15 protein-coding genes are annotated in these 13,999 nt (G+C 72.9%); 7 read left to right on the top strand and 8 right to left on the bottom strand.

The window, feature by feature from the left end:
- Window positions 1-171 precede the first annotated feature (171 nt).
- The 4 genes from nhaA to ACGF15_RS21210 all read left to right on the top strand — a co-directional run bounded on the left by nhaA (window position 172) and on the right by ACGF15_RS21210 (window position 3,441).
- Window positions 172-1,575: a Na+/H+ antiporter NhaA gene (nhaA, locus tag ACGF15_RS21225; RefSeq protein WP_360645328.1), complete on the top strand. Its 1,404-nt coding sequence runs from the start codon at window positions 172-174 to the stop codon at window positions 1,573-1,575.
- 55 nt (window positions 1,576-1,630) lie between these two features.
- Window positions 1,631-2,119: a phage holin family protein gene (locus ACGF15_RS21220; RefSeq protein ID WP_392800998.1), complete on the top strand. Its 489-nt coding sequence runs from the start codon at window positions 1,631-1,633 to the stop codon at window positions 2,117-2,119.
- 70 nt (window positions 2,120-2,189) lie between these two features.
- Window positions 2,190-3,137, top strand: coding sequence for an alpha/beta hydrolase (locus ACGF15_RS21215; RefSeq protein WP_360645322.1), 948 nt, complete (start codon window positions 2,190-2,192; stop codon window positions 3,135-3,137).
- A gap of 115 nt (window positions 3,138-3,252) precedes the next feature.
- Window positions 3,253-3,441: a hypothetical protein gene (locus ACGF15_RS21210; protein ID WP_256522641.1), complete on the top strand. Its 189-nt coding sequence runs from the start codon at window positions 3,253-3,255 to the stop codon at window positions 3,439-3,441.
- A 126-nt stretch (window positions 3,442-3,567) separates the two neighbouring features.
- Here the strand turns inward: ACGF15_RS21210 and ACGF15_RS21205 are convergent, their stop codons facing one another.
- The 3 genes from ACGF15_RS21205 to nth all read right to left on the bottom strand — a co-directional run bounded on the left by ACGF15_RS21205 (window position 3,568) and on the right by nth (window position 6,511).
- Window positions 3,568-4,767 carry a MarP family serine protease gene (locus ACGF15_RS21205; protein WP_392800994.1) on the bottom strand — a complete coding sequence of 400 codons (1,200 nt, stop codon included), beginning with the start codon at window positions 4,765-4,767 and terminating at the stop codon, window positions 3,568-3,570.
- A gap of 117 nt (window positions 4,768-4,884) precedes the next feature.
- Window positions 4,885-5,610, bottom strand: a complete 726-nt coding sequence (locus ACGF15_RS21200; RefSeq protein WP_392800991.1) for an NUDIX hydrolase — start codon at window positions 5,608-5,610, stop codon at window positions 4,885-4,887.
- A gap of 82 nt (window positions 5,611-5,692) precedes the next feature.
- Window positions 5,693-6,511 (bottom strand): endonuclease III, encoded by an 819-nt coding sequence (gene nth / locus ACGF15_RS21195; RefSeq protein ID WP_362607407.1) that lies wholly within the window; start codon window positions 6,509-6,511, stop codon window positions 5,693-5,695.
- 317 nt (window positions 6,512-6,828) lie between these two features.
- Here nth and ACGF15_RS21190 point away from each other — a divergent pair, with 317 nt between their 5' ends.
- Window positions 6,829-7,503, top strand: a complete 675-nt coding sequence (locus ACGF15_RS21190) for a Crp/Fnr family transcriptional regulator (RefSeq protein ID WP_187741560.1) — start codon at window positions 6,829-6,831, stop codon at window positions 7,501-7,503.
- A 129-nt stretch (window positions 7,504-7,632) separates the two neighbouring features.
- On the opposite strand, the gene ACGF15_RS21185 is transcribed toward ACGF15_RS21190, so the two are convergent.
- The 5 genes from ACGF15_RS21185 to ACGF15_RS21165 form a co-directional block, all read right to left on the bottom strand.
- Window positions 7,633-8,511: a prohibitin family protein gene (locus ACGF15_RS21185; RefSeq protein ID WP_345614388.1), complete on the bottom strand. Its 879-nt coding sequence runs from the start codon at window positions 8,509-8,511 to the stop codon at window positions 7,633-7,635.
- Window positions 8,512-8,759: 248 nt separating this feature from the next.
- A complete protein-coding gene (locus tag ACGF15_RS21180; RefSeq protein ID WP_345614389.1) occupies window positions 8,760-9,608 on the bottom strand; it encodes an MBL fold metallo-hydrolase in 849 nt (282 codons plus the stop codon).
- Complete coding sequence (locus tag ACGF15_RS21175; protein ID WP_392800986.1) at window positions 9,605-10,471, bottom strand: NUDIX hydrolase; 867 nt, start codon at window positions 10,469-10,471, stop codon at window positions 9,605-9,607. Before ACGF15_RS21175 ends, ACGF15_RS21180 begins: the two co-directional genes overlap by 4 nt.
- A gap of 158 nt (window positions 10,472-10,629) precedes the next feature.
- Window positions 10,630-11,100 carry a RidA family protein gene (locus ACGF15_RS21170; RefSeq protein ID WP_392800984.1) on the bottom strand — a complete coding sequence of 157 codons (471 nt, stop codon included), beginning with the start codon at window positions 11,098-11,100 and terminating at the stop codon, window positions 10,630-10,632.
- The gene (locus tag ACGF15_RS21165; protein ID WP_100202903.1) at window positions 11,097-11,252 is read right to left on the bottom strand and encodes a DUF4177 domain-containing protein; all 156 of its coding nucleotides are present in this window, start codon (window positions 11,250-11,252) and stop codon (window positions 11,097-11,099) included. The genes ACGF15_RS21170 and ACGF15_RS21165 overlap by 4 nt, the downstream gene beginning before the upstream one ends.
- Window positions 11,253-11,385: 133 nt before the next feature.
- Here ACGF15_RS21165 and ACGF15_RS21160 point away from each other — a divergent pair, with 133 nt between their 5' ends.
- Window positions 11,386-12,348 (top strand): ArsA-related P-loop ATPase, encoded by a 963-nt coding sequence (locus ACGF15_RS21160; protein ID WP_362607401.1) that lies wholly within the window; start codon window positions 11,386-11,388, stop codon window positions 12,346-12,348.
- Window positions 12,345-13,712 (top strand): ArsA family ATPase, encoded by a 1,368-nt coding sequence (locus ACGF15_RS21155; protein WP_392800980.1) that lies wholly within the window; start codon window positions 12,345-12,347, stop codon window positions 13,710-13,712. Before ACGF15_RS21160 ends, ACGF15_RS21155 begins: the two co-directional genes overlap by 4 nt.
- Window positions 13,713-13,999: the final 287 nt, after the last annotated feature.

Raw genomic sequence — 13,999 nt, 5'->3', positions numbered from 1 at the left:
GGAACCCCCGTCGCCTTGATGACGACGGGGGTTCTGGCATGTACACGATGTGTCCCACTGTCACGTATGGGTACAGTAAGTGCGCGTCGTTGACGCACAAGCCGTTCGAGGTGCGCCGGGAAGTCTGGTCGGCAACTGTTTTGTCATGCCCGTCCGACCCGGAGGCCTCCTGTGACAGCGCCCCGAGACAACAACCGCGACGACCGGCCGTTCCTCGGCCGTCTCACCCTGCCCGAGCGCAACTTCGTCGCCGACGCCCTGCGCGCGGAGACCGTCGGCGGCATCCTGCTGCTGCTCGCCGCAGTCGTGGCGCTCATCTGGGCGAACACCTTCGGGGGCAGCTACGAGTCCGTCAGCGACTTCCACATCGGCCCCTCCTCCCTCGGTCTGGACCTGTCGATCCAGCACTGGGCCGCGGACGGCCTGCTGGCCATCTTCTTCTTCGTCGCGGGCGTGGAACTCAAGCGCGAACTGGTCGCGGGCGAGCTGCGCGACCCCCGGGCGGCCGCACTGCCCGTGGTGGCCGCCCTCTGCGGAATGATCGCCCCCGCGCTGGTCTACCTCACGGTCACGGGGATCGGCGGGGGCTCGGCCGCCGGCTGGGCGGTGCCGACCGCGACGGACATCGCCTTCGCCCTGGCCGTCCTCGCCGTGCTCGGCGCCTCCCTGCCCTCGGCCCTGCGGGCCTTCCTCCTGACGCTCGCCGTGGTGGACGACCTGTTCGCCATCATGATCATCGCGGTGTTCTTCACCGAGGACCTCAACTTCGCGGCGCTCGGCGGCGCCGCCGCCGGCCTGCTGCTGTTCTGGCTGCTCCTGCGGATGGGGGTGCGCGGCTGGTACGTGTACGTCCCGCTCGCCCTGGCCATCTGGGGGCTGATGTACAACAGCGGCGTCCACGCCACGATCGCGGGCGTCGCCATGGGCCTGATGCTCCGCTGCACGCGCCGCGAGGGCGAGGAGCAGTCGCCCGGCGAGCACATCGAGCACCTGGTCCGCCCGATCTCCGCCGGTTTCGCGGTCCCCCTGTTCGCGCTCTTCTCCGCGGGCGTGGCGGTGACCGGCAAGTCGCTCGGCGACGTGTTCACCCGTCCGGAGACGCTGGGCGTGGTACTCGGCCTGGTCGTCGGCAAGGCCCTCGGCATCTTCGGCGGCACCTGGCTGACGGCCCGCTTCACCAAGGCCGAACTCAACTCGGACCTCCGGTGGCCGGACGTCTTCGCCCTCGCCTCCCTCGCCGGCATCGGCTTCACCGTCTCGCTGCTCATCGGGGAACTGGCCTTCAAGGGCGACGCGGTCCTCACCGACGAGGTGAAGGCCTCGGTGCTGGTCGGCTCGCTGATCGCCGCGATCCTCGCCGGAGTCCTCCTCAAGATGCGGGTACGCACCTATCAGGCGCTGTACGCCGAGGAGGAGCGCGACGACGACATGTCCGGGATACCGGATGTCTACGAGCAGGACGATCCGGCCTACCATCTGCGGATGGCCGCGATCTACGAGGAGAAGGCCGCCGAGCACCGCAGGAAGGCGGACGCGGCGGGGGCGTCGCGCGAGGACGGCGACGGTCCGGCATGATCTGACATCGGACGGTAGTACGCGCAGACCGCAGGATCTGGAGAGGGAGTCAGCGATGAGCGATCCCGGCAACACCACGGCGAAGGCCGTCGGCGCCGACCGCAGCCTCGGCCAGCTGGTCGCCTCGGCGACAGCCGAGATGTCGGCACTGGTGCACGACGAGATCGCACTGGCCAAGGCCCAGCTGCGGCAGGATGCGAAGAGGGCGGGCCTCGGCGGTGTCGTGCTCGGCGCGGCGGTCGCGGTGCTGCTGTTCTCCCTTCCCATGCTGAGCTTTGCCCTCGCCTACGGCTTCGAGGCGTGGACCGGGTTCAACCTGGGCGTGTGCTTCCTGCTCTCCTTCGCGGTCAACGTCATCCTGGCCGTGCTGCTGGGCCTGGTGGGGGTGGCCTTCATGAAGAAGGCCAAGCAGGGCAATGGACCGCAGAAGGCGGTGGCATCGGCCAAGGAGACTGCGGCCGTGCTCCAGAACGCCAAGCCCCACCCGCGCCCCGAGGGCCTGAAGGAACTCCCCGCTGCGGTCGAGGACAGGGTCGGGGTGTGACCGGCGGTAGCGGTCCCGCCGCGCCCGGCGTCCCGCACCCCGCGGGCGCGTGTATGGCACGCTCGTGCGCATGACTGACCCCGACATCGGCCCCGGCGGCCTCGGCGCCTCCGGCAGCCCCGTGCGCATCGACGGTCCCTGGACCCACCGTGACGTGGCCGCCAACGGTGCCCGGTTCCACATCGCCGAGATGGGCGACGGACCGCTGGTGATGCTGCTCCACGGCTTCCCCCAGTTCTGGTGGACCTGGCGGCACCAGCTGACGGCCCTCGCCGACGCGGGCTTCCGGGCGGTCGCCATGGACCTGCGCGGTGTGGGCGGCAGCGACCGCACCCCGCGCGGCTACGACCCGGCCAACCTCGCCCTCGACATCACCGGTGTCGTGCGCAGCCTCGGTGAGCCCGACGCCGCCCTGGTCGGCCACGACCTCGGCGGCTATCTCGCCTGGACCGCCGCGGTCATGCGCCCCAAGCTGGTCCGGCGGCTCGCGGTGTCTTCGATGCCCCATCCCCGGCGGTGGCGCTCGGCCATGCTCTCCGACGTCGCCCAGAGCCGGGCGGGCTCTCATGTGTGGGGCTTCCAGCGACCGTGGATCCCGGAGCGCCAACTGGTCGCGGACGACGGAGCCCTGGTGGGCCGGCTGATCGAGGAGTGGTCGGGGCCGCAGCCGGTGGACCGGGAGGCGGTGGAGGTCTACCGGCGTGCCATGTGCATCCCTTCGACGGCCCACTGCTCGATCGAGCCCTACCGCTGGATGGTGCGCTCGCTCGCGCGCCCCGACGGCTTCCAGTTCAACCGCCGGATGAAGCGGCCGGTGCGTGTGCCGACGCTCCATCTGCACGGCTCGCTCGACCCCGTCATGCGGACCCGCAGTGCCGCCGGTTCGGGCGAGTACGTCGAAGCCCCCTACCGCTGGCGCCTGTTCGACGGTCTCGGCCACTTCCCGCACGAGGAGGACCCGGTGGCCTTCTCCGGCGAGCTCGTCAACTGGCTCAAGGACCCCGAGCCGGACCGCTGACGCGGGCCCCGGCGAGGGGAACAGCCGCCCGTCCGGCGCCACATGCCTGGCGCATAGGCCAATTGGACGTCCCGGCAGCGGTTACCGACCATGGGCCACGGGCAGACGTCCGGGTATGGGCTGGACGCACGACTACGGTGACGCAGCACGCAACCGCCGCTCGGCCAACGGGCCGGTCACCCACGACAGCGGTGACTCCCCCGGAGGGAGGCACGAACATCCCGGTCAGGGCATCGGGATCCCGCGGATCCTGCGCCGCCGCGCCCGATGGATGTCGGCGCGGCTGAGGCACGCCCGCAGCTGACGGCACACCACCGGGCTCGGCACACCAGGCGCGGGGGCGGGGCGGTCGCCCAGGGGGCGTTGCCCGGCCGGCGCCGAGCCCGACCCCACCCGACCCGGCGGGACCTCAGCACCGCCCGGCTGCGGCCTACAGGGCGCAGCCCTGGCTGTCGACCTCCTGGTTGGCGCTGCGCCCCAGCTCGATGTCCTCGCGGATCTCGTCGACCGTCAGGGCGTAGCCGGTGTTCGCGTCGTCCAGCGAGCGGGCGAAGATCACGCCGTACACCGTGCCGTCCGTGGAGAGCAGCGGACCGCCGGAGTTCCCCTGGCGGACGGTCGTGAACAGGGAGTACACATCGCGGCGGACGGTCCCGCGGTGGTAGATGTCGGGGCCGTTGGCGTTGATCCGGCCGCGGACCCGGGCGGACCGCACGTCGTAGGAGCCGTTCTCGGGGAAGCCGGCGACGATCGCGCTGTCGCCGCTGCGGGCGTCCTCCTCGGCGAACTCCAGGGGCCGGGCCCTGAGGTCGGGCACGTCGAGCACGGCGATGTCCCGTTCCCAGTCGTAGAGCACGACCTTGGCGTCGTACAGCCGCCCCTCGCCGCCTATCTGGACGGTGGGCTCGTCGACGCCGCCGACCACGTGGGCGTTGGTCATCACCCGGCGCTCGTCGAACACGAAGCCGGTGCCTTCGAGGACCTTGCCGCAACTCGGCGCGGTGCCGACGACCTTGACGATGGACTCCTTGGCGCGGGCCGCCACCGGGCTGCCCACGAGGGCCGGGTCGGGTGCCTGGACCTCGGTGATCGGCTCGTTGGCGAACGGGCTGAAGACCTGCGGGAAGCCGTTCTGCGCGAGCACGGAGGAGAAGTCGGTGAACCAGGTCGACGCCTGGTCGGGCATGACCTGGGAGATGCCCAGCAGCACCTTGGAGCTGCGGACCTCCTTGCCCAGCGTGGGCAGGGTGGTGCCGGCGAGCGCCGACCCGATGAGCCAGGCCACCAGGAGCATGGCGACGACGTTGACCAGCGCACCGCCGGTGGCGTCCAGGGCGCGCGCCGGGGACCAGGTGATGTGCCGGCGCAGTCTGCTGCCGAGGTGGGTGGTGAACGCCTGCCCGATCGAGGCGCAGATGATCACGATCACCACGGCCACGATGGCGGCGGCCGTGGAGACCTCCGAGTCCTCCGTCAGCGCGCTCCAGAGCACGGGGAGGAGGTACACGGCGACGAGCCCGCCGCCCAGGAAGCCGATCACCGAGAGGATGCCGACGACGAAGCCCTGGCGGTAGCCGACGATCGCGAACCACACGGCGGCGACCAGCAACAGGATGTCCAGCACGTTCACCGTCTTCAGCCTCGCTGTGTCGTCGTGCCGGGTGCTCCCTCCGGCTGGTCGGTCCGGGTGGCGGCTCGGCCGCCCGCTTGCGGCGCCCCGGAGTGCGCGTCTGACGGGGTCAGCCTGTCATGCGCGCCAGTCCAACGGGACCTCCCTGGTGCGGTTCCATGGTCGCTCCCATCCTGCGAAGTGCAGGATCCGGTCGATGACCCCGGCGGTGAAACCCCAGACCAGAGCGGACTCGACCAGGAACGCCGGGCCCGTGTGGCCGCTCGGATGGATCGCCGTGGCCCGGTTGGCCGGGTCCGTGAGATCCGCCACGGGCACGGTGAAGACACGGGCGGTCTCCGCCGGGTCCACCGCGCCGACCGGGGACGGGGCGCGCCACCATCCCAGTACGGGGGTGACGACGAATCGACTCACCGGGATGTACAGCCTCGGCAGGACCCCGAAGGTCTGCACCCCGCGCGGGTCGAGGCCCGTCTCCTCCTCGGCCTCCCGCAGCGCGGCGCGCAGGGGGCCCGTGGTGGCGGGGTCGCCGTCCCCGGGATCGAGCGCCCCGCCGGGGAAGGAGGGCTGGCCCGCGTGCGAGCGCAAAGTGCCGGCTCGTTCCATCAGCAGCAGTTCGGGGCCGCGGGGTCCCTCGCCGAAGAGGACGAGCACGGCGGACTGGCGCCCCTGGCCGCCCGCCGGCGGCAGGAAGCGGCTCAACTGCTGCGGACGGACCGTACGCGCGGCGTGCACCACGGGGTCCAGCCACTGCGGAAGGCCCTCGGTCGTCACCTCGACCTCGCCGTCGGGCGGCCCGGCCGAGCGTCTGGATCCGTACGTCTCTTCTCCCGTGCGTGTCATGGGCACCCCTTGCTGCTCAACGCCCCGGGGCGTCCGGATCGTTCCTGGCCCCGGCGGGCGTCTCCGCCGCGGGTGGGAGCCGTCACCCGGTGGCGCCCAGCGCCGGGGCCGGTGTGCCCGGGTAGTCGGCGGGCGGTTTCAGCCGCTGCCCCGGCTGCCCCGCAAGCTCGTACTTGAGGAGTTTCCGGGCCTTGTCCGGATCGGTCTCGCCCTCCCCGTAGGACGGGCAGAGATGGGCGATGGGGCAGGCTCCGCAGGCGGGCCGGCGGGCGTGGCAGATGCGGCGGCCGTGGAAGATGACGCGGTGGGAGAGCATCGTCCACTCGGACTTGGGGAAGATCCCGGCGATCTCGGCCTCGATCCGGACCGGGTCCTCCTGCTCCGTCCACTTCCAGCGGCGCACCAGGCGCATGAAGTGGGTGTCGACGGTGATGCCGGGAACGCCGAAGGCGTTGCCCAGCACCACGAACGCGGTCTTGCGGCCCACTCCGGGCAGGGTGACGAGGTCCTGGAGCCGGCCGGGGACCTCGCCCCCGAAGTCGTCCCGCAGCGCCGCGGACAGCCCCATGATCGACTTGGTCTTGGCCCGGAAGAACCCGGTGGGCCGGATCAGCTCCTCGACCTCCTCGGGGACCGCGGCCGCCAGGTCCTCCGGTGTGGGGTAGGCGGCGAAGAGCGCCGGGGTGGTCTGATTGACCCGCAGGTCGGTGGTCTGCGCCGAGAGCACCGTGGCCACCAGCAGCTGGAACGGGTTCTCGAAGTCGAGTTCGGGGTGGGCGTAGGGGTAGACCTCGGCCAGTTCGCGGTTGATCCTCCTGGCACGGCGGACCATCGCCAGGCGCGATTCCGGTTTGCCCGTTTTGCGCCTTCTGGACGGGCCGCGGGGCCCTTGTTCGCCCACAGCGGAATCCTGCTCTCGCGGCACGCTCCCAGCCCCCTCGGCCTGCACTCCCACCGGCGAATTGGACACCCGGCCAGCCTAAGGGCCGCCGGTGACATCCGCGCCGGTCCCCGGGAATCACGACCCAATCGGGCCCCTGCCGCACCGGGGGACGAGTCCGTGCGTCAGACTTGTTGTGACTGATCGCACGATTGTTTACTACCGGGGTCCGGACCCCCGACGATGCCGCGCGGGACCCGACGTCCCCGGGACAGCACGGCACGGTCCGGCATCATGGGGGACTACGTCCCCTGAGCAGGTCGACAAGGAGAGAACTCGTGGACGACGTTCTGCGGCGCGCCCCGCTCTTCGCGGCGCTCGATGACGAGCAGGCCGCGGAGCTCCGCGCCTCGATGAGTGAGGTGACGCTCGCCCGCGGCGACGCGCTCTTCCACGAGGGCGACCCCGGTGACCGCCTCTACGTGGTGACGGAGGGCAAGGTCAAGCTCCACCGCACCTCCCCGGACGGGCGCGAGAACATGCTCGCCGTCCTCGGTCCGGGCGAGCTGATCGGCGAGCTGTCCCTGTTCGACCCGGGCCCGCGTACCGCCACCGCCACCGCGCTCACCGAGGTCAAGCTCCTCGGTCTGGGCCACGGAGACCTTCAGCCCTGGCTGAACGTGCGCCCGGAGGTGGCCACGGCGCTGCTGCGCGCGGTCGCCCGCCGACTCCGCAAGACCAACGACCAGATGTCCGACCTGGTCTTCTCCGACGTCCCGGGCCGCGTCGCCCGCGCCCTGCTCGACCTGTCGCGCCGCTTCGGCGTGCAGTCGGAGGAGGGCATCCACGTCGTCCACGACCTCACCCAGGAGGAGCTGGCCCAGCTCGTCGGCGCATCCCGGGAGACCGTCAACAAGGCCCTGGCCGACTTCGCCCAGCGCGGCTGGCTCCGGCTGGAGGCCCGCGCGGTGATCCTGCTCGACGTGGAGCGGCTGGCCAAGCGCTCCCGCTGAGGCGGCGGCGCCCGGCGCTCCACCGTGCGACACGCCCGAGGGCCGTCCCGCAGAGTCTGCGGGACGGCCCTCGGGCGTCGTACGGGCTCCTCGGAGGGAACCGAAGGCGGACTGGCCGGTGTCCCCCGCTCAGTCCCGGGTGCCGTCCACGATCACCGGGTTGCCCGCGCCGCCGCCGCAGGGAACCGCGTAGACCGGGTTCTTGGCGGCCGCCTCCCTGAAGGCCTCGATGCACTGGTTGGCCAGGACCTTGTCGCTCAGCGACTCGCTGAGGATCCGGTTGGCCCTGGCAATCCCCTCGGCCTCGATCCGGCGCCGCTCCGCCTCCGCCGTCGCCGTCCGGGCGGCCTCGGTGGCCCGCTCGGTCGCCTGCTCCTGCTGGATCTTGCGGTCGATCTGCTCCTGGAGCTTCTCGGAGGGCTTCACGTTGCGGAGGTTGACGGTGGTCACCGCGATGCCCCGCGGCGCGAGGCGCTCCTCGATGAGCTCCGCGATCTCGGCGTTGATCTTCTCGCGGGCCGAGGCGTACCCCTCCTCGCTGGTGTAGCGGGCGAAGACGTTGCGCACGATCTCCCGGCTGTCGGGGTAGACCAGCCGCTGCTGGATGGCGTCCTCGCTGCCCGCGAGGCGGTAGAGCTCGACCGCCTTGGCCGGGGTCACCGCCCATTTGACGGTGACCTCGGCGTACATGACGCCGCCCTGGGAGGAGCGCACCTCGATGACGTCCTTGTCGGAGAGGTTGAGGTCCACCGGCCGGGTCGAGAAGGTCGTGACGTTCGTGAAGGGCGAGGTGAGGTTCAGACCGGAGGTCAGCGGCGAGCCCACCTTGCCGAAGGTGACCGGGACGCCGACCTCGTAGGCGCTGACGACGTGCACGCAGCTGGTGACGCCCGCGAGCAGACCCGCCAGCAGGGCGCCCAGGGCCCCCAGCCTCAGACCGGTGCGGTCGCTGCCGCGGGCCGCGAAGTAGAGCACCGCAGCGGCGATGACGAGTATGACGAACAGCACGAACACGTCGTTGCCCCCCAGGGCGGGTGGCGCCGGACCGCGCCACTCCGGTCGTTCCGATGTAAGCGGGGGTTAAATCCCCCGTCCACCTCCCAGGACGCCCCGGGGGGGCCCGGGGGTTGCACGGCCCGCACGCACGCGTGCCGCAGTTCCCGCGAGGGCTCCGCCGACTGCTGCGGTCCGGCGGCAGACGCACCGGGCCCGGCCCTTCCGGGTGCCGTCGTGCCCGGTCCGGTGGCGCGGAGCCCTCAGGAGCGGTCGCCCGGCCCCGTCATCCCGTGCTCGCGCAGGTACTGCAGTTGCGCCCTGACCGACAGTTCGGCCGCGGGCCACAGCGAGCGGTCCACCTCGGCGTACACCCGGGCGACGACCTCGGAGGCGGAGGTCAGCCCGTTCTCGACCGCCGTCTCCACCTGCGCGAGCCGCGCCGCGCGGTGGGCCAGGTAGAACTCGACGGCGCCCTGGGCGTCCTCCAGCACCGGGCCGTGTCCCGGCAGCACCGTGTGGACGCCGTCGTCCACCGTGAGCGCACGCAGCCGCCGCAGCGAGTCGAGGTAGTCGCCGAGCCTGCCGTCGGGGTGCGCCACCATCGTGGTCCCCCGGCCGAGGACCGTGTCCCCGGTGAGCACCGCACCGTCGGCGGGGAGGTGGAAGCACAGCGAGTCGGCGGTGTGCCCCGGTGTCGGGACCACCCGCAGTTCGAGGCCCCCCGCATCGATGACGTCGCCCGCGTCGAGCCCCTCGTCACCGAGCCGCAGCGCGGGGTCCAGGGCCCGGACGCGCGTCCCGGTCAGTTCGGCGAAGCGGCCGGCGCCCTCGGCGTGGTCGGCGTGGCCGTGGGTGAGCAGGGTGAGGGCGACCCGACGGCCGGACGCCTCGACGGTCTCGATCACCGCCCGCAGGTGCGCCTCGTCCAGCGGCCCCGGGTCGACGACCACGGCCACCTCGGAGCCCGGCTCCGCCAGCACCCAGGTGTTGGTCCCGTCCAGGGTCATCGGGGACGGGTTGGGGGCGAGGACGTTGACGGCGCGCGCGGTGGCGGGCCCGGAGAGCACAGCGCCCCGGGGCTGCCCGGGCAGTGCGGCGGCGTCGGTCATCGCCGCTCCGCCTGCGGCACGTGCCGGGTGAACTCGTCGTGGCCGGGCCAGCTCAGGACCACCTCGCCGCCCACCAGCCGCGCCTGCGCCAGCACCGGGGCGAGGTCGCGGCCCGCGGAGCCCGCGAGGGCGTCCGCCGCGGCCGGGAACGGCTCCAGGGTGCGCAGGGTGGCGATCGTCGGCGGCATCATCAGCAGCTCGCCCCGGTCGTAGCCGGCAGCGGCCTCGCCCGGGCGGGTCCACACCGTGGACTCCGCCTCGGTGGAGGCGTTGCGGGTGCGCTGGCCTTCGGGGAGCACCGCCACGAAGAACCAGGTGTCGTAGCGGCGCGGCTCGAACTCCGGGGTGATCCAGCGGGCCCAGGCGCCGAGCAGGTCGGAGCGGAGCACCAGTCCGCGGCGCTCCAGGAAGTGGGAGAAGGACAGCTCGCGGTCGACCAGCGCCCTGCGGTCGGCCTCCCAGTCCTCGCCGGTCGTGTCCCCCACCACGGTGTCCGGGGTCGGCCCGGCGAGCAGCACGCCCGCCTCCTCGTAGGTCTCCCGGACCGCCGCGCAGACGACGGCCTGCGCCAGGGCCGCGTCACCGGTGCCGAGCCGGTCGGCCCACTCGGACGGCGACGGACCCGCCCAGCCCACGGGCCGGTCGTCCCGGGGGTCGACACCGCCGCCCGGGTAGGCGTACGCACCTCCGGCGAAGGCCATGGAGGTGCGGCGGCGCAGCATGTGGACCAGGGGCCCGTCGGGGCCGTCGCGCAGCAGCATGACGGTGGCCGCCCGCCGGGGCGCGGCAGGGGTGAGCTCACCGGCCGCCAGGGCGCGGATGCGGTCGGGCCATTCCGGCGGGTACCACTGACCATTGGACATGGGCGGATGCTATGCGCTCCCGCCGGGATGTTCGAGGGGTGGCCGGGCCCCCCGGAACGCCCGGGCCGCGCCTCCGGAGCGGCGGAGCGGCCCGTGCCCGGCCCCGGACGGGGCGCGCACGGGCCGCGGACGGACCGGGCCCGTCGGGGGCCCTCCGCTCAGCCTTGGGCCAGCTCGACCTGGATCTCGACCTCGACGGGGGCGTCCAGGGGAAGGACCGCGACGCCCACGGCGCTGCGGGCGTGCACGCCCTTGTCGCCGAGCACCTCGCCCAGCAGCTCGCTCGCCCCGTTGAGGACGCCCGGCTGGCCGGTGAAGTCGGCGGCGGACGCGACGAAACCGGTCACCTTGACGACCCGGGCGATCCGGTCCAGGTCGCCGACGACCGACTTCACGGCCGCCAGGGCGTTCAGGGCGCAGGTGCGGGCGAGGTCCTTGGCCTCCTCCGCGGTCACCTCGGCGCCCACCTTGCCGGTGACCGGGAGCCGGCCCTCCACCATGGGGAGCTGGCCCGCGGTGTACACGTAGGCGCCCGAGACCACGGCCGGCTGGTAGGCGGCGAGCGGGGGCACGACCTCCGGCAGGGTCATCCCCAGCTCGGCGAGCCTGCTCTCGACCGCGCCGCTCACTGCTTCTCCCGCTTCAGGTAGGCCACCAGCTGCTCGGGGTTCGGTCCGGGCACGACCTGGACGAGCTCCCAGCCGTCCTCGCCCCAGGTGTCCAGAATCTGCTTCGTCGCGTGCACGAGGAGGGGCACGGTCGCGTATTCCCACTTGGTCATGGAGCCGACTCTAGCCGCCCCGCCCCGCACCCCCGCGAGGCAGCCCGCGCGCCGCGGCCCGCGGCCCGGGGCGGACCGGGGGGTCGGCAGCCTCCGTGCGTAGGGCGCGCCCCGACTGGTTAGGCTCGCATGTGTGAGCAGGCTCCAGGTCGTCAGCGGCAAGGGCGGTACCGGCAAGACCACGGTCGCCGCCGCCCTCGCGCTCGCCCTCGCGACCGAGGGAAAGCGCACCCTTCTCGTCGAGGTGGAGGGCAGGCAGGGCATCGCCCAGCTCTTCGAGACGGAGGCCCTCCCCTACGAGGAGCGCAAGATCGCCGTCTCCGCCGCGGGCGGCGAGGTCTTCGCGCTGGCCATCGACGCGGAGCGTGCGCTGCTGGACTACCTGCAGATGTTCTACAAGCTGGGCTCCGCGGGCCGGGCGCTCAAGAAGATCGGGGCCATCGACTTCGCGACCACCATCGCCCCCGGCGTCCGGGACGTGCTGCTCACCGGCAAGGCCTGCGAGGCGGTGCGCCGCCGCGACAAGCAGGGGCGCTACGTCTACGACCACGTGGTCATGGACGCTCCGCCCACCGGCCGCGTCACCCGCTTCCTCAACGTCAACGACGAGGTCGCCGGACTGGCCCGGATCGGCCCGATACACCATCAGGCGCAGTCGGTGATGCGGGTGCTGAAGTCCGCCGACACGGCCGTGCACCTGGTCACCCTGCTGGAGGAGATGCCCGTCCAGGAGACCGCGGACGGGGTGGCCGAGCTGCGCGCGGCCGGGCTCCCGGTGGGCAAGGTGATCGTGAACATGGTGCGTCCGCACGTCCTCGACGAGGACGCCGTCCGGGAGGTGTCCGAAGGAGGGCGGGCTGCCGTCGCCGAGGCCCTCGGCTCCGCCGGGGTGCCGGAGGCCGCGGAGCTGGTGGGCCCGCTGCTGGAGCAGGCCGCGGAGCACGCGGAGCGCGTCGGGCTGGAGCGGTCGCAGCGCAGACTGCTCACGGGACTCGGGCTGGACTCCCACGAACTGCCGATGCTCGGCGACGGGGTGGAACTGGCCGGGCTGTACCAGCTGGCCTCGGAGCTGCGCAAGCAAGGGGCGGGCGAATGACCCTGGACACGGCGGACCGCCTGGAGATCGACCCCCTCATCGACGACCCCGGCACCCGTATCGTCGTGTGCTGCGGCGCGGGTGGCGTCGGGAAGACCACGACGGCCGCCGCGCTCGGCGTGCGGGCGGCGGAGCGCGGCCGGAAGGTGGTCGTGCTGACCATCGACCCGGCGCGGCGGCTGGCCCAGTCGATGGGCATCGACTCGCTCGACAACACCCCCCGGAGGGTCACCGGCATCGCCCGGGACGACGGGGCCGCGGGCGGCGGGGAGCTGCACGCGATGATGCTGGACATGAAGCGGACCTTCGACGAGATCGTCGAGGCGCACGCGGACCCGGAGCGGGCCCGCGCCATCCTGGAGAACCCCTTCTACCAGTCCCTGTCGGCCGGGTTCGCCGGTACGCAGGAGTACATGGCCATGGAGAAGCTGGGGCAGCTGCGCGCCAGGGACGAGTGGGACCTGATCATCGTCGACACCCCGCCGTCGCGCTCCGCGCTCGACTTCCTCGACGCACCGGGACGGCTCGGCTCGTTCCTGGACGGCGGCTTCATCAAGGTGCTGATGGCACCGGCCAAGGTCGGCGGCCGGGCCGGGATGAAGTTCCTCAACGTCGGCATGTCGATGATGACGGGGACGCTCGGCAAGCTGCTGGGGGGTCAGTTCCTCCGGGACGTGCAGACCTTCGTGGCGGCGATGGACACGATGTTCGGCGGCTTCCGGACGCGGGCGGACGCCACCTACCGGCTGCTCCAGGCACCCGGCACGGCGTTCGTCGTGGTCGCCGCCCCGGAACGCGACGCGCTGCGGGAGGCCGCGTACTTCGTGGAGCGCCTGGCGGCGGAGGACATGCCGCTGGCCGGCCTGGTGCTCAACCGGGTGCACGGCAGCGGCGCGGCGCAGTTGTCCGCGGAGCGGGCCCTGGCGGCCGCGGAAAATCTTGACGAGGGCCGCATTGTGGATCAACGAGCCGGGAAGACTCGTGGTCGTGACGCCGCGGCCGTCTCCCCCGAACCCCCGGCCGTGGAGCACTCCCCCGAAACACTGCACGAGGCTCCCCCGGCCTCACCGCGGAGGGGCGCGGCCACCGTGCCGGATGCGTCCCCCGCCGAGGCCGGTCGGCACGGCTCCCCCGAGGCCGTGCCGCCGAACGACATACCGCGGCTGACCGCCGGTCTGCTGCGGCTGCACGCCGAGCGCATGCAGGTGCTCGCCCGGGAGAAGCGCACCCGGGACCGCTTCACCGCGCTCCATCCCGAGGTGGCGGTCGTCGAGGTCCCCGCGCTGGCGGGCGATGTGCACGACCTGGCCGGCCTCCGGGCGATCGGGGAGCGGCTGGCGGCGGGGAACACCGACGCGCCCTGAGGCACGGGCCGTTGCACCCTGGCGCCCCGACGCGTGGACCTTCGCGGGCACCTACCCGCCACCACCTGCCACGTGCGCGGTACGACCCCGTCGGCCGGCCGCCGGTGAGCAGGGGCGGCACGAGGGAAGGCCGGGCGCGGGCGGACGGCAGCGCGGTACCGGCCCAGCAGCAACGGTTTCCGCCGCAGCCGGGCGCGGGCGGACGGCAGCGCGGGGCGGGCACCAGGCGCCCGCCCACCACCCGCTGATCCGCCGTCGGCGGACGGGCGTGCCTGCGGATGCACCGG

Source organism: Streptomyces sp. NPDC048001 (assembly GCF_043203115.1).
In the GTDB taxonomy this organism is placed as follows: Bacteria; Actinomycetota; Actinomycetes; order Streptomycetales; family Streptomycetaceae; genus Streptomyces; species Streptomyces sanyensis.
This window is presented reverse-complemented; position numbering and strand designations above follow the sequence as displayed.